This window comes from Bacillus sp. BSL6, assembly GCF_052928345.1.
Map to the genome: position 1 here is coordinate 1 of NZ_JAVGCW010000002.1, position 20,256 is coordinate 20,256.

Sequence of the window (20,256 nt, forward strand, 5' to 3'; positions counted from 1 at the left end):
CTAATGCGTTTAATGTTGCGATATGAATCGCCGTTGGGAATGCATCGTTTGTTGATTGCGCCATGTTTACATGACTATTTGGACTAATATAATGATAGTCTCCCTTTTCCATTCCTAATAATTCAAGCGCACGATTGGCAATGACTTCATTTGCATTCATGTTCATTGAAGTACCTGCTCCGCCTTGGATTGGATCTACGATAAAATGATCATGCCATTTTCCATCGAGAATTTCTTGAGCAGCTTCTGCGATCGCGCCGCCCTTGTTCAATTCCAATCTTCCTACATCTGTATTCGCAAGCGCTGCAGCTTTTTTTACAACTGCGAACGCTCTAATTAAACCTTCATGGATTTTGTATCCTGTAATTGGGAAGTTTTCAACTGCACGCATTGTTTGTACGCCGTAGTATGCATAGTTTGGTACTTCTTTTTCACCTAAAAAGTCTTTTTCAATTCGAATACCATTTTTAACTTCAGTTAATGTTGCCATGATTATTCACTCCTTAACGATTTCTTATGCTGCTTTTGTTTCTTTGACTGTTTCTACATATTGTTTTGCTTTCTCATTATCGAATTCGCCTTCCCACTTCGACATAACAATGGCCGCTAATGCATTTCCTAATACATTGACAGATGAGCGAATCATATCTAAAATGCGGTCAATTCCCGCAATTAACGCGATACCTTCTAGTGGTAACCCCATTGAACCTAACGTTGCTAATACAACAACGAACGATGCACCTGGAACTCCCGCCATACCTTTGGATGTTAACATGAGAACGAATAATAACGTTATTTGCTCTGTCAGTGACATGTGCACACCGTACATTTGTGCAACAAATAATGCCGCTAACGCTTGATAAATAGCCGATCCAGTCAAGTTAAATGTATAACCTGTCGGAATTACGAAAGAGGCAACTGCCTTTGGACAACCGAACTCTTCCATTTTTCTCATTATATTAGGTAGAACAGCTTCTGAACTTGCTGTCGTAAATGAAAGAATAAGTTCTTCTTTTAAAATTTTCATTAATGTAAAAATGTTTACGCCAACCATTCGTGCATTTATACCTAATACAATCACAACGAATAGTATAACAGTTACGTATACAGCTAGCACTAGTTTTCCTAAAGGAAGTAGTGTTGCTACACCAAATTTTGCAACCGTAACAGCAATTAATGCGAATACACCAAATGGTGCAAATTTCATCACTTGATTTGTAACCCAAAACATCGCTTCGAGTACACCTTCAAAGAAGTTAAAGACAGGCTTTCCTTTTTCCCCAATTGCTGCGACTCCTAAACCAAATAATACTGAGAAGAAAATAATCGGTAATAAGTCACCTTGTGCAATCGATTCAAATACATTTTTCGGTACGATATGAACAATCGTCTCAGCGAATCCTTGCTTCTCTGTAGCATCTGCTGTTTGTTTATAAGAAGAAATATCACTTTGCTGTAAGTTATTCATATCAACGCCAGTACCTGGCTGGAATATATTCGCCGCAAGTAATCCCATTAAAATAGCGATTGTCGTAATGATTTCAAAATAAAGAATTGTCTTTCCGCCTAGTTTCCCAAGCTTCTTCATATCGCCTACACCAGCTACTGCAACAATTAATGCTGAAATAACAATCGGTACTACAATCATTTTAATTAAGTGAATAAATATATCCCCAATTGGTGTAATATAAGAAATCGCCGTTTTATTGCCATAAAAGACTGCCCCTACTACAATCCCTAAAACAAGCGCGACAAAAATTTGTGTTGCCAATCCGAATTTTTTCATTTATGTTCATCCCCTTTATGCGAACGCTTTCATTTCGTATTTATAAAAGCTTACTCACACATCATATAGGCGAACCTACAAAATCATACAAAAACCTACAAGTTCGTCACAAAAAATTCAAATATTTTTCTTCTTTTTTTCATTGACACCATTTTGTTAAAAAACGATAAAATAAACTTGATAAGTAGTCAGATTGTTTCGTATAATCAAAAAGATATATACTTACAACAAATCAAAATGAAAAGGAGTGGATGATATGAAAAATTATGTGCAAAAATTCGTTCTATCTTCTTCTTTTCTTTTTCATTTTCTTAAAAAGGAACAAAGGCATTCGCCTTTGTTCCTTTTTTATTGCAATCTATATAGGGGGAATTGTTATGAGACCATATAAACGTGTCTTAATTAAATTAAGCGGCGGTGCACTTGCCGATCAAACTGGAAATAGCTTTAACTCCAAACGATTAGAACATATCGCAAACGAAATTTTATCCATTGTTGATTTAGGTATCGAAGTATCCATCGTCATCGGTGGCGGTAACATTTTTAGAGGTCATCTAGCTGAAGAATGGGGAATCGATCGTGTAGAAGCTGACAATATCGGGACGTTAGGTACAATCATTAACAGCTTAATGCTACGCGGCGTTTTAACAAGTAAAACAAATAAAGAAGTGCGCGTTATGACTTCCATCCCGTTTAATGCTGTAGCTGAACCATACATTCGCCTACGTGCAGTCCACCATTTAGATAACGGGTATATCGTTATTTTTGGAGGTGGTAACGGGCAACCGTTCGTTACGACAGATTACCCAAGTGTTCAAAGGGCTATTGAAATGAATAGTGACGCAATATTAGTCGCAAAACAAGGAGTAGATGGCGTCTTTACTAGTGATCCAAAACATAATAAAGCAGCAAAAATGTACAAAAAACTAAACTATAACGATATTGTTAGGCAAAACATACAAGTAATGGATCAAGCCGCTTTATTGCTTGCCCGTGATTATAATTTACCAGCACACGTCTTTAACTTTGATGAGCCTGGAGTAATGAAAAGAATTTGCTTAGGTGAACATGTGGGGACGTTGATTAATGATGATGCTTCATTGCTTGTGCATGAAAAATAATTATTTCCCATCAAAAAAGGGCGTCTTTTCTAGACACCCTTTCTTCCTTTATCATCACAAATAAAAATCAATCCATCCCGCAAATTTCTCCTTACAACGCTCCCAAAATGATAACTTCTCAAAAAATTCTTTCGTCATTTCTTTTGAATCATGAAAATCCTCCGTTAATGCATTATTAACTTGTCCTACAATTGAACCACCATGAATATACAAGTTCATTTCATCATTTATATTGAAGCTACGCGAAGTAAAGTTTGTTGTGCCAATAACGGTTAATTCATTATCAATAAGCATTAATTTTCCATGGAACATTCCTTTTTTATACCCATATACAGTAATCCCATTATTAATAGCTTGACGTATGTATGGATACGCCGCTTCTTTTATAAGAGGTAAATCTGGTTTATATGACCAAAGTATTTTCACTGTAACACCACGCTTTTGTGCTGCGATTAAAGCATTCATGCATTCTTTATTTTTCGGTATAAAATACGGCGTTGCAATTACAATTGAGTGCTGAGCTTGTTTTATTAGCTCTATATATTTTTCAGCAACGTAATGCCCATTGTAACTGACCATAGTATGCAATGTATTCCCTTTACTAGCCTTATTCGTACTCCTCTTTATATCTTCTTTCGTATCTCGTTTCCAATCTAAAGCAAATTGTTCCTCTAAATCTTTTGCTCCTTCCCCTTTAAGGCGCACATGATAGTCACGCCAATATCCAAAATGCTTATCTTTACCTAAATACTCATCTCCTATATTAAAACCACCTGTATAGCCAATCTCCCCATCAATTGTCGTAATACGGCGATGATTACGATGGTGAAGTGAATAAAACCCGAATGGTAATTCAGGCTTTCTACTATATGTAAAATGTACACCACTTTCCCGCAATTCACTTATCATCTTTCTTTCAAATGATAAATCATTAATGCGATCCACTGATAAATAGACGTTTACTCCTTCTTTTGCCTTCTCTTTTAATAAACTTAAAAAAGTATGGCTACTTTTATCATCCGACAAAATAAAAAAATATGTATAAATAGATTGCTTTGCTTCTCTTATGTCAGTAAATAGCTGTTTATAAAACGACTTCCCTTCTACATATAATTGAAAATCACTATAGTGAGGGACATACTCTGTCGGCATATTTTTGCCAGCTTCCATTTTCCTTCCTAAGGTAACGTCAATATGCATCCAAATTAAAATAAAAACGAAAATAGCAATAATAATAGAAGTAACTCGCAATATTTTTTTAATCATTTTAATTTCCTTCCGCTCGTTTTCTTTCCTCCTTTCTATTTTGTCATTCAAATTTAGATTTCATGCTTTATACAAAAAAGGATGTGACTTTACATCACACCCTTTTTGTATTAAACAAAGTTTCTCGCATCATTATTTCTTCCAAATTTATAAATGGCAATTAAGAAGAACGCAATCGCAAAAGCGAATAAAATTAATATGTTTAAATACAACTCAGAGAACGGAATTCCTTGTTGTAATTTTGCTATCGTATCTAATAACCAACGCTGCGGAAGAAAATTAGCTACTTTTTGTACTGCATTTGGCATAATGTCGTACGGGAAATAACATCCAGCAAGCAAACATGTTGGTACTATCACTAAATTTTGCATTGCATTTGAAGCAGCTGAACTTTTTGAAAAAGACACAATGACTAATGATAAACCAATTGCAATTAAAGCGAATATCATAAGCACACCAATCATTACTATGAAAGGCATATTAATATTTGTATGAAAAACATTCGTCAGAAATAGTACTGCAATGACAATTTGCAATGTTAATATCATCATATTTACTGCCACATTGGACAATATAAATTTCTTTCCGTCAATTGGTGTTGATAATAATCTAAAGTACGTTCTATTCTCTTTTTCTTTTAAAATAAATCCTGATAAGTTCACTGCTGAAAACAACATAAACATAATAAGATAACCCATCGTTTGATTTGTCATATCTTTATTTTTCGAAGTATCTTCTAGCGTCTCCGTTTTCATTTTAAATGAACTTTTTTGATACCCTGCGTACATCTTATCAAATGCACTTTGATCTGTTCCTGCTACTTTACTAATAGCTGCTACATTATCAATATAATTGTATAAATATGATTTTATAAATCCTGTTACTTGATCACCTTTAATCGATGCAATTTCAATATGATCTGGTTTCCCTTCTCGAACGCTTTTTGAAAAACCAGAAGCTAATGTAATAACTCCATCAAGTTTTTTAGAAGTGAGTTTATCTTCTATTTCAGACTCCTTAACCTTACTCACATTCACATGATTTAATCCTTCTAAAAACTTTATCGTATCGTTTGCTATCGGCTCATTTTCTTTATTTACAATCCCGATATTTAACGTTCCTTGCCCTGCATTTCCGTATATCGAAAAAGAGATGAGCGTCCCAATTATTGGCAAACTAATAATAATCAATAACCCTTTTTTATTTTTCAAAAGTACAGATAACGTTTTTTGTATGAGCCATAAAATATCTTTCATACTATAGCCCCTCCCGTCTACGTAATGCAATAATTGCAATTAATAAAAAGAGTGCTGATATTCCAATGTTTAAAGAAATGACTGGTAGTGCTGCCCCTACATCATTCGCATAAATAATTTTCATAACAGCTGTATTTGCCCACGTTAATGGTGATAAATTCGTAACGAAATTTTCTTCTATTACGAAATATGCACCGCCAAAAATAGAAGCTAATTGCACTACCACCATAATAATTGCTCTAGACGATTCAGGTGTTTTTGTAATATATCCAATCCCTAAACCGAAGCTAATTGCTAGAAAGACTTCTGTTAATAAAATAAGAAATATGATTCCAAGGTGATCTCCCCAATTCGCTTGAAAGACAAATTTACTAAATAACATAACGAGTAATATGCACAGGGCATTTGCTACTAGACTACCAAGCACTTTCCCAATGAAAATTTCAGCCTTACTTATAGGTGCAGCAATAAGGCGATCTCCTGTTTTACGTATTCGTTCTCCTCGAATTAGAAAACTTGCTCCCATCGCAGCATACAGCGCAATCATCGTCGTCATTACAACCGCATAGTAATCCATAGAACCCGGTTTATTCGCAGCTTGTAAAGATGTTTCTTTTATATAATCATTATGATTTCCATTTGAAATAACTGCGCTCACCTTACTAGGATCAACTTTTGCAACTTCGGCTGCTACATTGTACTTATCAACAAATGTTATAAGCATACCTTCCACAATACTTCCCTCAATACTACTTTTGTCACTTCCGTAAGTTTTTGCACCATCTTTATTTAATTCTACATAAGCAGCATATTTATTTTGCTTCACTGCTTCCTTCCCATCTATACCTTCAGAAGCTTTTTTAAAATGAATCCCCGATTTATCAACTTCTTTCGCAAATGCTTCAAATGCTTGAGAAAACGTGCTACTCGCTTCATCTTTATATAGCACCTGTATATCTTTAATTGAATGACTATCACTATTAAACGCATTACTTAATGCTGTACCTAACACAAGCATAAGCACAATCGGAAAAGCTAACATAAAAACTAAAGTTCTTACGTCTCTGAAATCCCTTTTCATATGCATAATTGCAATATTGAAGATGTTCAATTGATGAACCTCCCTTTACCTTTTCTTCATTTACTCTTTATTTATCTCGTAAGTTTCTTCCAGTTAACGTAAGGAATACCGTTTCTAAGTTAGGAGCCTGCTCCTCTAACGAACGGATTTCAATGTCATGATTGATGAAGTGCTGAACAATTTTATTTAAATTATTTAATCCTGCATCAGAATTTACTTTAATTACGTTCTCTTCAATTTGAACAGCTTTCACACCGTTTATCTCTTTTAATTTTTCTACATCTAAATTCTCTACCGATTTCACTTCAATCCAAATATCTTTCGTATCAGTAATAATCGCTTTTAACTGCTCTTTCGTTCCTTCTGCAATCACTTTACCGTGATCTACTATCGCTATTTTCGTACAAATCTCTTCTACCTCTTCCATATAGTGACTCGTATAAATAATCGTACTTCCCATTTCGTTTAATTTCCGAACAGACTGCAGGATATAATTTCTTGACTGTGGATCAATTCCAACTGTCGGCTCATCCATAATAATTAACTTTGGTCTATGAGCAATTGCACAAGCGATATTCAGTCTTCGTTTCATCCCACCAGAAAAGTTCTTTGGATAGCTTTTCTGTTTATCGCTAAGTCCTACAAATTGAAGAGCTTCCTCGACCCTAGCTTTTAATTCAGCTCCTCGTAATCCGTACAATCCAGCAAAGAATTTCACATTTTCATAGGCTGTTAACTCTTCATAAATTGCAATATCTTGCGGAACGATACCGATATTCATCTTCGCAAATCGATTATGTTTCTTTATATTTTTTCCTAGTATGCTAATTTCACCTTCATTACTTCTTAACAAACCAGCAATCATGTTGATTGTCGTACTCTTACCAGCACCATTCGATCCTAAAAAGCCAAATATTTCTCCTTCTTTAATAGATAAAGACATATTATCAACTGCGATGAAATCACCAAATTTTTTCGTTAAATTTTTAATTTCTAAAGTATTCATCGTTTCACCCCTATTTCGGTTTCTCTGCTTTTAGTATAAACAAAAAGAATGAACCTGCTCAGTGCAGAAGTTCATTCTTTTCACATGAGATTATTCACTTTTTTCATATGAGATGATTCATCCTCATATCGGTAGCAACATTGTTACTGAAAAACCACTTGTTCCATCTACAATAATTTTACCATTTACAGACGCCGTTCGTTCCTCCATCCCCATAATCCCGAGACCTTTTTTAACAAGTGTTGCACCTTTTCCATTATCCTTCACTTGCACTTTCACCATCTTGTTAAGTACATGAATATCGATTGAAATGACTGTCGCATCAGCATATTTCATCGCATTTGTTAATGCCTCCGTAACATTTTCACCGATAATCTTCCACTGAATTGGTGAAATCATATCTAAATTCCCTTTATATACGAAAGGAATATTTATATCATGCTTACCGGCAAATTCCTCTATGAATAATTTCATACGATGAATGCCAATTTGCTCAGTTGGTGGCTTCATATTTTTTAATGTAATCCGAATGCTTTCAATACCATCTTTTGAAATATGAATTGCATTTTGTAATAACTCAGCTGATTTTTCTTTATCCATCTCCATTAACCTCTTTGCTGCTTCCATTTGAATGAGTGCCCCTGTCATCGAGTGGCCAATTTTATCATGAATTTCCTGTGATAACCGGTTTCTCTCTTCTAACTTAAATGTGTACTCTGATTGTCTTATATACTCTTTATTTTCATTTAAGCTTTTCGTCAGCCGCTGCATATCTTTTCGCCTCTGATCATTTTGTGATTCAAGCTTTAATACGCGCGATATATACCGTTCTGCCATAGTTAATACGAGAAAGGAAAATGCAACAATTAATCCATATGTCATTCTAATACTTTCATTTGTAAAGATAATAGGAATCATCATAATGATAAATAGCTGCCATTTCTTCTCTATATAACGGAATATAACTTCATATAAGTTCAATGGCAAAAACAAAATAAAAAACGGATGAATCTTCCATGTAAATAACATAACTAGACCAATTGATACGCAAGTTAATATGTTTTTGTACGTATCTTTTTTACATATAGAAATCAGCACGTTTACAGAAAGATATAAAAGCAAAGTAAGTATAATCCATGGTAAGTTCGCAACATTTAAATACATGTAACTAAACACAATATATATAAAGACAATTAATTTACTTACAATTAACCAAAATTCCATATCTTTAATCTACTTTCCCTGTTAAATAATAAATCGCGATTTGTGTACGATGTTCCAGTCCAGTTTTCCCTAAAACTGACGTAATATAATTTGCAATTGTTCCTTCTGATATGAAAAGTTGCTTCGAGATTTCTTTATTCGAAAAGCCTTTTGCAATTAATGCGATAATACTCAGCTCTCTTTCAGTAAAAAGACTTTTATCTATTTTACATTCTTCCTCTTTACTTTCCATTAAATTAGACTTAATTTTATCGAGAACTACATCTTGCATAACGGTTTGACCGTTATATACTCCTTTAATCGCATCTCGAATACGCTCTGGATCATTATTTTTTAATAAATAACCTTTTGCTCCGTTTTTTACTGCGTCCAAAATATATTCATCATCATCGAACGTCGTTAAAATAAGCGGTTTCGTTTCTGTCTCTTCACAAATCAATTTCGTTGCCTCTACCCCGTTCATATTTGGCATACGAACGTCTAAAAGTGCGATATCAACGTCGTTCTTTTTGCAATATTCCACTGCTTCTTTCCCATCATTTACTGTATCTACCACTTCGAACTCTTCATATGTATTTAAAATAATTTTCATACCTTCTCTTATAAAAGAGTTATCATCTGCTATTAATATTTTAATTTTCATGTTTGTTAGTATGGATCTTCCCCTACTAACATTCACATCCTTTCTTCCCGTAACATTTCTTACTTGCTCATTATATACTTCTCTTTACCATTTTTTCACACCTTTTTTCATCTAGCCCCCTTCCTAAAAATATATTATTCTTTTTTTACAACATGTGTAGGGTGACTTATCATTCTTTACGTCTATATAATAGAATGCGTCAAAAAGGAGGGAGAGACCCATTGAGGAAAAACAATTAATTGAAAAAGCACAGCAAGGAAGCGAACATGCTTTTCGTATCCTTGTGCAAACATATCGTCATTATATTTTTCAAGTTATCTTTTCTATTTTAAGACATGAAGAAGATGCGAAAGATGTTACACAAGAAGTATTCGTAAAAATTCACGCCTCTCTCCCAAATTATCAATTTCGCGGATTAAAAACGTGGATGGCGCGTATTGCCACCAATCACGCTATTGATTATAAGAGAAAGAAAGCTAGAGAAAACGAAGAACTCTCTTTATGTAAAGAAACTGAGGAAAATATAAAATCCTCTCATAATATTGAGGCTTTATTATTGACGAAAGAGCAGAAATTACTCATTGCTCAAAAACTGAGAGAACTTCCCGATAATTACCGTGACGTCGTTCTCGCACATTACTTAGAAGAAAAAAGCTATCAAGAAATTGCTTTACAGGAAAACATCGAAGTGAAAACAGTCGAAATGAAACTGTATCGGGCAAGAAAATGGATTAAAAAACATTGGAAGGAGGAAGAGTTTCTATGATGCATTATTCAAAAGAAGATTGGCGCAATTATACATTAAATGTTATAGAAAGCAATGAACGTGAATCTATGGAAGAACATCTTTATGAATGTGATCATTGTTTAGCACTTTATATGGAAAGTATTGATGAACAACAGGAAAACCTTCCAATGATAAATGATGATTCATTTACGAACGAAGTTATGACGCAAATTAATTTTGAAACGCTACAACCTAATGAAAATATAAAAACAAACTCACTAAAGCGCACCATCGTTCACTACATAATTGCGACTGCGGCTACAATTATTTTTATGGTAAGTGGTTTATTCCAATATATTTTCACAGCGACATCAAATTTCGAGAAATCTTCAAAACATAACGAGTCTTCTATCTCACAACAAATTGTAAACAAATCGGTAGATACATCAAAAAAGGACGGAGGTTCAAAGCATGAATAAAAATCCCTTTTTAGCACTTGTATTAGGGCTAATTCCTGGGCTTGGACATTTATATTTAAAGAAGTTTGGACGGTTTATTTTATATGGTGGAGGAGCTTTATTACTATTTTCCATTGCAGTTTTTTGCGTAGTAGAATTAATAGCGCGCGAACTTGCTTTTCTTTCTCTATTTTTACTAGCCGTGTTATGGGTGGTCAACTTACTAGATTTAGTTATCACAATTATTAACCAATCGAAAAAACAAGCAACCGGAGAATTGACAGAGTCCTCTAAAGAGAGCGAACGATTTTATATCATTCTTCTTTCCATCATCCCTGGACTTGGTCATTTTCAATTAGGACTTATGCAACGTGGCCTTACATTTTTAGTAGCTTGTACAGGAATCGGAAGTATGATCATTTTCGTTGCTCTTTTAACATCTCAAGAAAGTTTTCTTATCTTTCTCGTGACGTTACCTGTTTTATGGATTTATAATTTCTTCGATGTTGTTCAGCAACTCCAGAAAAAAGAACGTGGTGAGCAATTAATTGATCGTACCATTTTCGAAGATTTTGAAGAGCACCGTGAACAAGGAAAAAAAAGTAAAACATTCGCTTCTATTTTAGCGATGTTTCCTGGAGCAGGACATATGTATTTAGGCTTACAGCGCCGTGGTCTTCAGCTTATGGCAACCTTTTTACTTTCAATATATTTACTCGACTTATTAAGACTTTCAGCGTTTTTATTTTTAGTACCCATCATTTGGTTCTATAGCTTTTTTGACGCTTTACAACAAACTGCAAAATATGGAAAAGAACGTGTAAATGATGAACCTATCATTGATTATTTTATCAATCATCAAAGGTGGATCGGTATTGGATTAATTACACTCGGTGGTTATTATTTATTAGATCAAACAGTCCTTCCTATTTTGAATGATTACTTCGCAACTATATTTAACATTCATCTTAGCGAGCTGTATTATCGCTATTTCCAAACATCTATCGTTGCACTCCTCTTAATTGGTGGCGGCTTTAAATTGTTACTTGGAAATAAAGAAAATAAAGGTGGTACGAAAGAATGAGAACATGGCGCGTTGGAACATTTTCAATGGGGCTTTCTATTATTGCATTAGGTTGCTTCTTACTATTTTCAGTTATAAAAGGTACTGAGGTATTAGATTCCTTAACAGCATGGTGGCCTGTTTTACTTATTATACTTGGCGCGGAAATTTTACTTTACCTTCTATTTTCTAAGAAGGAACAATCATTTATTAAATATGATATTTTTAGTATTTTCTTTATCGGTGTTTTAGGAAGTGTTGGCATTGCTTTTTACTGTTTATTATCAACTGGATTACTAGATGAGGTTCGTCATTCTATTCATACTACTCGCCAAACGAGTAATATTCCAAGTGGACAACTTAATATACCTGAATCTATAAAGAAAATTGTAGTGGATGCAGGGCAGCACCCTCTAACAATAGAGGGAAATGATACAAATCAAATTCATCTTCTTGGAACATATGAAATGACGACGAAAGCTAATGAAAAACTTAATTTAAAACAAGAAGATTTTCTTTCCGTTCAAACAGCCGGGGAAACGATGTATATCACTTTAAAATCATTACCAATTCAACATACGTTATGGAATTCCGCACCACAGGTCAAACCGACACTCGTTCTTCCACAAAATAAAAATGTAGAAGTTCGTGCTTCAAATAACGAACTATCCCTTTATCCAGGTCAATTACAAAATAATTGGTTTGTACAAGAAAGTTCAAGAGTGTCTGTCCATCTTGCAAAAGAGAGTGATGTATCTTTAACAGCAGTAACAAACCAAAAAGAAGCTATCGGAAATACACCTTGGGAACAAGTAGAAGATTTAACGAAAAAAGAAAATAATTCTTCAGAAGAAAATCCAGAATTCAACGGGCAAGAACATTGGTATAAAAATTCGATTAAAACTGGAAATGGAACGTACAAGTTAAATATTGAGAAAGCTTACAATTTAAATATGAGCGTTATTGAAAAATAAAAAAACCTTCCGCAATTGCGGAAGGTTTTTCTCATATAATCGCTTTAATTCCCTCTAACACTAAGCCAATCATAAATCCGCAAACAGCTCCGTTTACTCGGATCCATTGCAAATCTTTACCGACGTTATTTTCAATCATTTCAATTAACGTTTTATCATCTAACTTATCAAGATTTTCTTGCACAAGCTTTCCGATTTTCGAATGGTTATTCTCAACAAGCTTCACAACTTGTTTTTGTAACCAATCTTCTATTTTTTGAACAGTCACTTCGTCATCTTTTATTTTATTCATTTGTTTTTGTAAAAATGGAATAACATACTTATCCGCAAATTCTTCATTGTTTACAAAGGCAACTGCTTTTTGCTGCACTTGTTCCAGCATCTCTTTAATTTTGTCAGTAGCGTTCCAATTGGCAATCCATTTTTCTTTCCAATTTTCTAATTCTTGTAGTAAAGCTTCATTTTCTTTTACATTTATTATTTCTTGACGAATTTTCGCTAATATAAGTTGTCTCGTGCTATTATCAGCATCTTGTAAGCTGCTAATATTACTAATAATAAACTTCTGCAAAATACCGCCAATTTTATCTTCATCTACAATATTCATAAATGATTTCAAAGTAAACTGCAAGAATCCATCTACTTTTATATTTTCCATCGCCTTCATACCTAAGCTTCCGAGTTGGTAACGCGCTTCATCTTGCGCTGTCCAGTCTTTCACTTTTACTAATATGTAATCAAGTGTCTTTTCATCATATTCTTGCACTACTAATTGATCAACAAGCACTTGTAAAATGTTACTTGTATTCATTGTATGCAAATACGTTTTTAATTCTTTTTCAATAATAACCGCTAATTTTTCAGTATCTATTGAAACAATCGCTTTCTCCGCAATCGTTACAATCCCTTTTTTCACAGCATCAGACTGCATTTCTCTCTCTGCAATTTGCAGCACCATTTGTGCTAATTGCATTTCTTTTACTTTATTCGTAATACTTTCTTTCGTTAGCCACTCATTTTCTAACGTATTGATGAGCCCTTTCGTTACTCGTTTACGATTTTTCGGTAACAAAGCTGTATGCGGAATTGGAATTCCCATCGGGTGACGGAATAATGCTGTAACTGCGAACCAATCCGCAAGTCCACCAACTAACCCAGCTTCAAATCCACCTTGAATAATCTCACCAGCTACCGACCCTTGAAAAGGAATAGAAGCCGCAAAACCTACCCCCATAACCCCAAGCGAAATACCCGCTATATATTTAGTCTGTAATGACATCGTATACACATCCTCTTATTATGTAAAATAAAGCTTTTTTGTTGTATTTATTCAATATTAGTTATCCTTTATCTATACTATAAAGAACTATTGTGAAAATAACAAAGATTTTTATGTACATGAAAAAATGAGGCTACAACTAGCCTCATTTTTCTAATATTGTTAATGCCTCACCTGTTTTATAATACCCATTCATCACATCTTCTGGAACCATACTACCGCCCGTTCCCCATACAATATGAGTACCTTTTTTCATCTTCTCCATTAACTGTTGCTCTTGTAAATACGCATCTTCTTTACATACTTTTACTGGTCCTATCATACCTGCTAATGCAGAAGGTTCTAAATAAATATTCTCTGTATCAGCTAGTTCTTTTAACAATCTATATAACTCTTCATCGCTTACTGTGTAATTCCCACTCAAAAATGGTTCCATCGTTTTACCAACAAATCCAGATGGCCTTCCTACCGCAAGTCCATCCGCGTCTGTTACATTATCAATTCCGATATCTTGAACGGCGATTTTATCATGAAGTCCTGTCATTAACCCGATTAACATACATGGAGAATGTGTTGGCTCTGCAAAGAAACAGTGTACGTTGTCTTTATACAATAACTTTAAACCAAATGCGACTCCGCCAGGTCCGCCACCTACTCCGCATGGCAGATAAACGAATAAAGGATGCTCTTCATCCACTACAATCTCTAACTCTTCTAATTGTTTTTGTAAACGCGATGCCGCTACTGCGTATCCTAAAAATAAATCATGTGAGTTTTCATCGTCTACAAAATAACAGCTAGGATCAGCATCTGCTTGCCTTCTTCCTTCTTCTACAGCTTTACTATAATCAGCTTCATATTCAATAACATTTACACCTTTACTTCTTAATAAATCTTTTTTCCATTGTTTCGCGTCTGCTGACATATGAACCGTTACGTTAAAACCTAGTTTCGCACTCATAATCCCAATGCTTAGCCCTAAATTCCCTGTTGAACCGACCGCAATTGAATATTTGGCAAAAAACTCTCTACATGTATCACTATCTAAAATGGAATAATCATCTTCTTCTGTTAACATACCTTGCTGCAAAGCTAATTGTTCAGCATGTTTCAACACTTCATAAATGCCGCCTCTAGCTTTAATTGATCCTGATATCGGGAGATGACTATCACATTTTAATAATAATTCTCCTAATATAGGTTGCTCGTAATTTTTCTCTAAAGACTGTTTCATAGAAGGTATCTTCACTAAAGGTGATTCTATAATACCGCCTGTGTCTTTCGTTTCAGGAAAAACTTTCGCAATGTATGATGCAAAACGCTTTAACCTCTCCTCCGCATCTTTTACATTCTCTTCACTGAGTGGCGAATCTTTTATTGCCGTTTCATACTTTTCCATGTTCGGATTCACCCAAAACACTTCTTCTATTTCAATCAATTTATTTAATAGTGGATATTCCCCTTTTAATTTCTCTATTTCCTTCATTCCTCTTCCTCCTCATCACCTTGTAGCTTGCGATTTAATAAATTATAATTAAATTAATTTTAATATAGTTTAACATAAATTACCCACTTTAGTTAATTTTAATTTAATTTATTTAAATATAATTTAATAATTAGTAAGGAGATTTTCATTATGGAAAATATAGATATTGGTAAAAAAATTGAAAAACAAAGAAAAGAAAAAGGTTTAACGAGTAAAGAACTTGCAAAGATGGCTGATATTACACCATCTATGTTAAGTCAAATTGAGCGTGGATCTGCTAACCCTTCTATCCAAACATTAAAAGTACTCGCTAAAGCTCTTGATGTTCCAACATTTAGCTTTTTACTTGAAGATACAAATACAGACGATTTAATTGTACGTTCTCATAAGCGCAAAAAAATGATTATCGATAATTTATCATATGAAATGCTATCACCTGATTTCACAGGAAATTTAGCAACAGCAATTATGACCGTCCCGCCGAATACAGCTTCATCAGAAAATGTGCTAGAACATAAAGGTGAAGAATTAGCATTTGTATTAGAAGGGAAAATCACATTACATTTAAATGAAGAAGAATACATATTAGAAACGGGTGATAGCGTAAAAATACCCGCTTATTTAAAACATAAATGGGTAAATCAATTCGAGAAAAATGCCATTGTTTTATTTTCTGTTACTCCGCCGATTTTTTAATAGATGTAATAAAAATAGCCACGTGCGGATTCCTCCGTACATGGCTATTTTTATCTTTTCGGCACGAACAAAATCCCTAAACTCATAACAAAAAAACTTAGTATTTGCTGCATCGATAAACCAAATAGAACCGAATTCTGTTCACTAACAAGCGAAATAGTAATATGAGCAAACCCCTCAACTATTAGAAAAACACTTATATTCTTTCCATTTCCCAGTCCTTCATTTTTCATCCATAACAAGCCCACTATACAAAGAGCCAGGATGATCTCATATACGAATATAGGATGATATAAAAATTTAGATTCATATATTTTCACACCCCAAGGCAGTGTCGTTTGTACACCTATTTTGTGGTGGAATAGAAAATAAAAAATAATACTCATACAAAACCCAATAGGCAATGCATCAAGTAAAATACGAAGCGAAAATTGCTCCTTTTTACTTTTCCAAACAATGTATACACTCGCAATTATACATCCTACTATAATATGTTTCATACTTCCTATAGCTAATAATGCTTGCAGTGGCGACCTAATAGCCCATACTGGATTTATAATTGCCGGTGCAAATTTCCATACAAATACAATGATTAGAAAAGCATTTGTTACTGCATCCATCATTTTTTCATATGGTACACTTTCGTTCTTCATCTTTCGTTTCATCAACATAAATCCAAATAGACTTCCAATTATAAGAGCTACAGGTTGTAACCTCACGATCCACTCCATTAATACAAAATCCCCTCTTTAACTCTCAATTAATTTCTTAAACTTCTCTTCTAATTGATCTGGAGGTAATACGCCTCGTACTTGCTCTACAATAATTCCATCTTTATTAACAAAAAACGTCGTTGGTAAAGAAAATACTTTATAGTCTAATCCAGCTACTCCGTCCATATCTAGTAAAACAGGAAACTGAAATCCGTGACGATCCGCAAAAGCGCTCGCTTCTTGCACTGGATCTCCTATTGTTGCATTTACCGCAAAGATTTCAACATCCTTTTTATATTTATCATACATACGAACTAAGTCAGGTGCCTCCATTTCACATGGACCACACCATGATGCCCAAAAATTAATAAGATATGGTTTACCTTTTGCATCATTTAACGAATACAGCTTCCCGTCTAATCCTTTTAATGTTATGTCTGGTGCTTTAAATCCTACTTGTGGTAATACTTCTGTTTTCTGTAATTCCGCTTGTTTCGCTTTTCTTTCTTTTTCTTCTTTCTTTGCATTATAAAAATTAACTCCGGCCCAAATTAGTGCTCCGGCTAGTATAATAGCAATTAGTTTCTTCACTTTTCTTCCTCCCAAAACACTACATAAAGTAGTGTTAATTCTTAAAAAAAGAGGCTATATGCACTCTCCTACAATCAGTACAACCGACATACAGAATAAACCTACTGTTACATATACCGAATTCGTATGTAACGGAATAGTAAGCTTAACAACTTTTTCATGTAACACTTGCTCAATTCGTAAATTTATTGCTGTTTTTGCAAATGAAGCTGTCACACATCGGTTTTCCATTGCCTTTATTTTAATTAATTTTAATAACGCGCTACCTAACTCAAACGAAGACTCCATTTTTTGCATCGCATATTTATCAGCAGCTAGCTCCTGATACGTGTGATACCGCTGTAACAACCCTTTTAAGATTGGTATGTACGTCATTCCTTCTGCTAATAACGTAAAACAAAATAATTTTAACGGATCATGATTATTTTGATGATATTCTTCATGAAAAATAATTGCATCCATTTCTTCATCTGAAAATGTTTGAATCATCCCTTCTGATATGACAACTTTCGGACGAAATAGCCCAATTGTAAATGCCGCAACTTCCGCAGTCGGCAATATATATATTTGCTTTCCTTTTCGGATGAAAGGGATAAGTACTTTTTGTAATCTTTTACTATAAAAAAATTGTCGCCATATCCTTTTACACACGATAAACACAGTAAGTAGTAGAAATCCAGCGATTATAATACGAATGAGCGATAACTCCTTCATATGTTTTTCTAATTGAAACAAGCAAAAATTCGAAAGAAAGAACATCTTATTTTGAAACAGAAATGGATATGTAACGTAATACACTAGCATACTGAAAAAGAGTATACTAACAATTCCTGCTAACAATACGATTTTACGCATTTGCCATTTCATTTCATTAATCCTCTTTTTTTAACTGACTCAATTTTTCTTCTAATTTTTTTATTAAATTCGGATCAGCTTGCTCTAATTCATCTAGCATATGATTTACAACTAAATCTCCAAATTCCCCCATCAATTCCTGTGTCATTTTCTTCGTTTGATTGGATAAGAATTCATCTTTTGTCTGTACAGCACGATATATGCCACTTCTTTTCACAGTTTGTTTTTCTAAGTGTAATTTCTCTACTAACCTGTTCATAACTGTCATCACAGTGTTAAAATTCACAGGTGATTCTTCACTTAATTTCTGCTGCACTTCTTTAATCGTAATCCCTTCGCTAGACCAAACAATCTCCATAATTTTCGCTTCAAGCGGTCCAAAGAAATGATTTAACCCTTGCTCATTTAGCTTATAGTTTTGAGTAAACATCGCATAGCTCCTTTCACACTACGGATTGTAGTATAAATTAAACGAAAGGTCAAACGTAAATGATATATACGAAAATTCACTACCTATAAATACATAGGCTATTCCATTCATTTTAAACCTAATTTTTCTCCAAATGTATCAAAAAGATACTGCTCTAATATTTGTACACTAAACTTCTCATTACGCCCAAGTGCAAATAATTCCCGATCTTTCGCTACGATCGTATCTAACGGGATAACGACATTATCTACTATTTTTGAAATTTCAATGATGTTACTTTTTACATTTACCTCTGTTTTAAATTCAATGTTTTCTAATACGATATGCGAGCGTCTTCCTGATGCAAAAAAAGTAAAGTTAGGATTTTTATAAATACCAATTTCACTCTCTAGCGGATATAAATACTGAAAAATGATATCTCTATGTCCATCTTTTATTATTTTTTCATCCTTCTCATCATCCAAGTATTCTTTCACCTTCGTTGTAAATTCGAATCGAAAATCCACTTTTTTCACGCTCCCTCTTTGTATTTTTATATTAAATAAATATATTGAAATAATTTTACCATATTGTAATACAAGTTCCTATTAAAAGTAAAAACTCATTTGTAAAATCTCTATTATTTCCGATTCCTTTTTAAAGTATAAGCACTCATTCAATATGAATACATGCTTCTTTATATCCATTTAAACATATTGTTTCCATATTTTGAAACAATAGTATGAAGTATTGTATATTAATAAATTGTTTCTAATTCATTTCCCAATATAACCAGCCCTTGCTTTACTATTCCGATATATTTAAACTATATTTTCTACTTAATCATTACATCACAGAAGGAATGTAACTCTCTTCTATCGAATTTTTATATAACAAAAATGATTAGGTGGTGCTTTACTATGAAATTAGCTGTCATTGGTGGCGGTGATTTACAAGATTCCAATCACTCGCCTATTAATGAGCGACTTATAGAATTAACAAATAAACAATATCCGAAAGTATTATTCATTCCTACAGCTAGTCATGATGATGAAAGCTATATAAAATTATTTTTAAACACATTTGAAAAACAATTACACTGTGACGTACAAATTTTACGTATTATAGCTGATACACCTTCTAAATATGAAATAGACGAAATGATTCAGTCTGCCGATTTAATTTATCTCGGTGGCGGGAACTATATTCAAATGGTTACAGAATGGAAAGAACATAAACTCGATGAAAAATTACTATTGGCTCTTGAGAAAGGCACACTCATTGCGGGATGTAGCGCTGGTGCTATGTGCTGGTTCACATCTAGTATCCGCTCAGATTATGAAGGTTCTGGTTATATAGAGAGCAACGGCTGGGGAATTGTGAACAAAAGATTTTGTCCACATTATAATCAATTAAATAGAATGAACGCCTTCCATTCCTTTTTACAAAATCATCAAGGTAATATAGAAGGCATTGCTCTAGAGGATAATTGTGCCTTATATATTACAGAAGAAACTTTTGAAATTATCGGTGAACCAGAAAAAGCTTGGGAGTTTTATATGAGTGATAACAAACTCATTAGACAACATTTTGATATTACTTTAAAAAGCTATTTATAAAGA

At 33.8% G+C, this 20,256-nt stretch carries 22 protein-coding genes; 7 read left to right on the top strand and 15 right to left on the bottom strand.

All coding sequences use genetic code 11. The features are described 5' to 3' along the window. A partial coding sequence (locus tag RCJ96_RS06125) for a lyase family protein (RefSeq protein WP_446699743.1) occupies positions 1 to 490 on the bottom strand: 490 nt, incomplete at its 3' end. 24 nt (positions 491 to 514) lie between these two features. Next, positions 515 to 1,786, bottom strand: coding sequence for a cation:dicarboxylate symporter family transporter (locus RCJ96_RS06130; RefSeq protein ID WP_000713289.1), 1,272 nt, complete (start codon positions 1,784 to 1,786; stop codon positions 515 to 517). A gap of 377 nt (positions 1,787 to 2,163) precedes the next feature. Between RCJ96_RS06130 and pyrH the strand changes: the two genes are divergently transcribed. Then, positions 2,164 to 2,907: a UMP kinase gene (gene pyrH, locus RCJ96_RS06135; protein WP_001248049.1), complete on the top strand. Its 744-nt coding sequence runs from the start codon at positions 2,164 to 2,166 to the stop codon at positions 2,905 to 2,907. Between the two features lie 54 nt (positions 2,908 to 2,961). Here pyrH and cls read toward each other — a convergent pair whose 3' ends face one another. The 6 genes from cls to RCJ96_RS06165 form a co-directional block, all read right to left on the bottom strand. Further along, the gene (cls, locus tag RCJ96_RS06140) at positions 2,962 to 4,173 is read right to left on the bottom strand and encodes a cardiolipin synthase (protein WP_270794705.1); all 1,212 of its coding nucleotides are present in this window, start codon (positions 4,171 to 4,173) and stop codon (positions 2,962 to 2,964) included. Positions 4,174 to 4,283: 110 nt separating this feature from the next. After that, entirely contained in the window at positions 4,284 to 5,429 is a 1,146-nt protein-coding gene (locus tag RCJ96_RS06145) for an ABC transporter permease (RefSeq protein ID WP_000651873.1), read from the bottom strand. Position 5,430: 1 nt separating this feature from the next. After that, positions 5,431 to 6,540 carry an ABC transporter permease gene (locus RCJ96_RS06150; protein WP_001020164.1) on the bottom strand — a complete coding sequence of 370 codons (1,110 nt, stop codon included), beginning with the start codon at positions 6,538 to 6,540 and terminating at the stop codon, positions 5,431 to 5,433. A 37-nt stretch (positions 6,541 to 6,577) separates the two neighbouring features. Further along, entirely contained in the window at positions 6,578 to 7,516 is a 939-nt protein-coding gene (locus tag RCJ96_RS06155) for an ABC transporter ATP-binding protein (protein WP_001093819.1), read from the bottom strand. Positions 7,517 to 7,639: 123 nt separating this feature from the next. Then, a complete protein-coding gene (locus RCJ96_RS06160) occupies positions 7,640 to 8,740 on the bottom strand; it encodes a sensor histidine kinase (protein WP_416503651.1) in 1,101 nt (366 codons plus the stop codon). A gap of 4 nt (positions 8,741 to 8,744) precedes the next feature. Further along, positions 8,745 to 9,383, bottom strand: coding sequence for a response regulator transcription factor (locus RCJ96_RS06165; protein WP_074610815.1), 639 nt, complete (start codon positions 9,381 to 9,383; stop codon positions 8,745 to 8,747). Between the two features lie 283 nt (positions 9,384 to 9,666). Here RCJ96_RS06165 and RCJ96_RS06170 point away from each other — a divergent pair, with 283 nt between their 5' ends. From RCJ96_RS06170 to exsE, 4 genes are read left to right on the top strand one after another with little or no spacing between them, the layout of a single operon-like run. Further along, entirely contained in the window at positions 9,667 to 10,149 is a 483-nt protein-coding gene (locus RCJ96_RS06170) for an RNA polymerase sigma factor (RefSeq protein WP_001195469.1), read from the top strand. Further along, positions 10,146 to 10,589, top strand: a complete 444-nt coding sequence (locus tag RCJ96_RS06175; protein WP_000972367.1) for a hypothetical protein — start codon at positions 10,146 to 10,148, stop codon at positions 10,587 to 10,589. Before RCJ96_RS06170 ends, RCJ96_RS06175 begins: the two co-directional genes overlap by 4 nt. Next, positions 10,582 to 11,652: a hypothetical protein gene (locus RCJ96_RS06180; RefSeq protein ID WP_242277348.1), complete on the top strand. Its 1,071-nt coding sequence runs from the start codon at positions 10,582 to 10,584 to the stop codon at positions 11,650 to 11,652. The genes RCJ96_RS06175 and RCJ96_RS06180 overlap by 8 nt, the downstream gene beginning before the upstream one ends. Then, on the top strand, positions 11,649 to 12,605 hold the full coding sequence (gene exsE / locus RCJ96_RS06185; protein WP_416503650.1) for an exosporium protein ExsE: 957 nt from the start codon (positions 11,649 to 11,651) through the stop codon (positions 12,603 to 12,605). The genes RCJ96_RS06180 and exsE overlap by 4 nt, the downstream gene beginning before the upstream one ends. A 31-nt stretch (positions 12,606 to 12,636) precedes the next feature. Here the strand turns inward: exsE and RCJ96_RS06190 are convergent, their stop codons facing one another. Beyond that, positions 12,637 to 13,884: a DUF445 domain-containing protein gene (locus RCJ96_RS06190; RefSeq protein WP_270794702.1), complete on the bottom strand. Its 1,248-nt coding sequence runs from the start codon at positions 13,882 to 13,884 to the stop codon at positions 12,637 to 12,639. 145 nt (positions 13,885 to 14,029) lie between these two features. Further along, positions 14,030 to 15,370, bottom strand: a complete 1,341-nt coding sequence (gene dsdA / locus RCJ96_RS06195) for a D-serine ammonia-lyase (protein WP_416503649.1) — start codon at positions 15,368 to 15,370, stop codon at positions 14,030 to 14,032. Between the two features lie 150 nt (positions 15,371 to 15,520). On the opposite strand from dsdA, the gene RCJ96_RS06200 reads away from it, so the two are divergent. Continuing rightward, a complete protein-coding gene (locus RCJ96_RS06200; protein ID WP_000427640.1) occupies positions 15,521 to 16,066 on the top strand; it encodes a helix-turn-helix domain-containing protein in 546 nt (181 codons plus the stop codon). Between the two features lie 50 nt (positions 16,067 to 16,116). On the opposite strand, the gene RCJ96_RS06205 is transcribed toward RCJ96_RS06200, so the two are convergent. The 5 genes from RCJ96_RS06205 to RCJ96_RS06225 form a co-directional block, all read right to left on the bottom strand. Then, positions 16,117 to 16,797, bottom strand: coding sequence for a prolipoprotein diacylglyceryl transferase family protein (locus tag RCJ96_RS06205; protein WP_416503648.1), 681 nt, complete (start codon positions 16,795 to 16,797; stop codon positions 16,117 to 16,119). A gap of 18 nt (positions 16,798 to 16,815) precedes the next feature. After that, a complete protein-coding gene (locus RCJ96_RS06210; RefSeq protein ID WP_046197751.1) occupies positions 16,816 to 17,370 on the bottom strand; it encodes a TlpA family protein disulfide reductase in 555 nt (184 codons plus the stop codon). Between the two features lie 54 nt (positions 17,371 to 17,424). Beyond that, a complete protein-coding gene (locus RCJ96_RS06215; protein WP_416503647.1) occupies positions 17,425 to 18,237 on the bottom strand; it encodes a M56 family metallopeptidase in 813 nt (270 codons plus the stop codon). Positions 18,238 to 18,241: 4 nt separating this feature from the next. Further along, complete coding sequence (locus tag RCJ96_RS06220) at positions 18,242 to 18,655, bottom strand: BlaI/MecI/CopY family transcriptional regulator (protein ID WP_416503646.1); 414 nt, start codon at positions 18,653 to 18,655, stop codon at positions 18,242 to 18,244. Positions 18,656 to 18,762: 107 nt separating this feature from the next. Further along, a complete protein-coding gene (locus tag RCJ96_RS06225) occupies positions 18,763 to 19,161 on the bottom strand; it encodes a DUF3942 family protein (RefSeq protein ID WP_416503645.1) in 399 nt (132 codons plus the stop codon). Positions 19,162 to 19,554: 393 nt separating this feature from the next. Here RCJ96_RS06225 and RCJ96_RS06230 point away from each other — a divergent pair, with 393 nt between their 5' ends. After that, positions 19,555 to 20,253 carry a peptidase E gene (locus RCJ96_RS06230; protein WP_072192907.1) on the top strand — a complete coding sequence of 233 codons (699 nt, stop codon included), beginning with the start codon at positions 19,555 to 19,557 and terminating at the stop codon, positions 20,251 to 20,253. Positions 20,254 to 20,256: the final 3 nt, after the last annotated feature.

Coding starts and splice junctions, on each gene's coding strand:
- RCJ96_RS06155 (WP_001093819.1), bottom strand. CDS start 7,516: ATGAATACTTTAGAAATTAAAAATTTAACGAAAAAATTTGGTGATTTC.
- RCJ96_RS06165 (WP_074610815.1), bottom strand. CDS start 9,383: ATGAAAATTAAAATATTAATAGCAGATGATAACTCTTTTATAAGAGAA.
- RCJ96_RS06190 (WP_270794702.1), bottom strand. CDS start 13,884: ATGTCATTACAGACTAAATATATAGCGGGTATTTCGCTTGGGGTTATG.
- cls (WP_270794705.1), bottom strand. CDS start 4,173: ATGATTAAAAAAATATTGCGAGTTACTTCTATTATTATTGCTATTTTC.
- RCJ96_RS06175 (WP_000972367.1), top strand. CDS start 10,146: ATGATGCATTATTCAAAAGAAGATTGGCGCAATTATACATTAAATGTT.
- exsE (WP_416503650.1), top strand. CDS start 11,649: ATGAGAACATGGCGCGTTGGAACATTTTCAATGGGGCTTTCTATTATT.
- RCJ96_RS06215 (WP_416503647.1), bottom strand. CDS start 18,237: ATGAAATGGCAAATGCGTAAAATCGTATTGTTAGCAGGAATTGTTAGT.
- RCJ96_RS06200 (WP_000427640.1), top strand. CDS start 15,521: ATGGAAAATATAGATATTGGTAAAAAAATTGAAAAACAAAGAAAAGAA.
- RCJ96_RS06230 (WP_072192907.1), top strand. CDS start 19,555: ATGAAATTAGCTGTCATTGGTGGCGGTGATTTACAAGATTCCAATCAC.
- RCJ96_RS06145 (WP_000651873.1), bottom strand. CDS start 5,429: ATGAAAGATATTTTATGGCTCATACAAAAAACGTTATCTGTACTTTTG.
- pyrH (WP_001248049.1), top strand. CDS start 2,164: ATGAGACCATATAAACGTGTCTTAATTAAATTAAGCGGCGGTGCACTT.
- RCJ96_RS06180 (WP_242277348.1), top strand. CDS start 10,582: ATGAATAAAAATCCCTTTTTAGCACTTGTATTAGGGCTAATTCCTGGG.
- RCJ96_RS06220 (WP_416503646.1), bottom strand. CDS start 18,655: ATGTTTACTCAAAACTATAAGCTAAATGAGCAAGGGTTAAATCATTTC.
- RCJ96_RS06205 (WP_416503648.1), bottom strand. CDS start 16,797: ATGGAGTGGATCGTGAGGTTACAACCTGTAGCTCTTATAATTGGAAGT.
- RCJ96_RS06160 (WP_416503651.1), bottom strand. CDS start 8,740: ATGGAATTTTGGTTAATTGTAAGTAAATTAATTGTCTTTATATATATT.
- dsdA (WP_416503649.1), bottom strand. CDS start 15,370: ATGAAGGAAATAGAGAAATTAAAAGGGGAATATCCACTATTAAATAAA.
- RCJ96_RS06130 (WP_000713289.1), bottom strand. CDS start 1,786: ATGAAAAAATTCGGATTGGCAACACAAATTTTTGTCGCGCTTGTTTTA.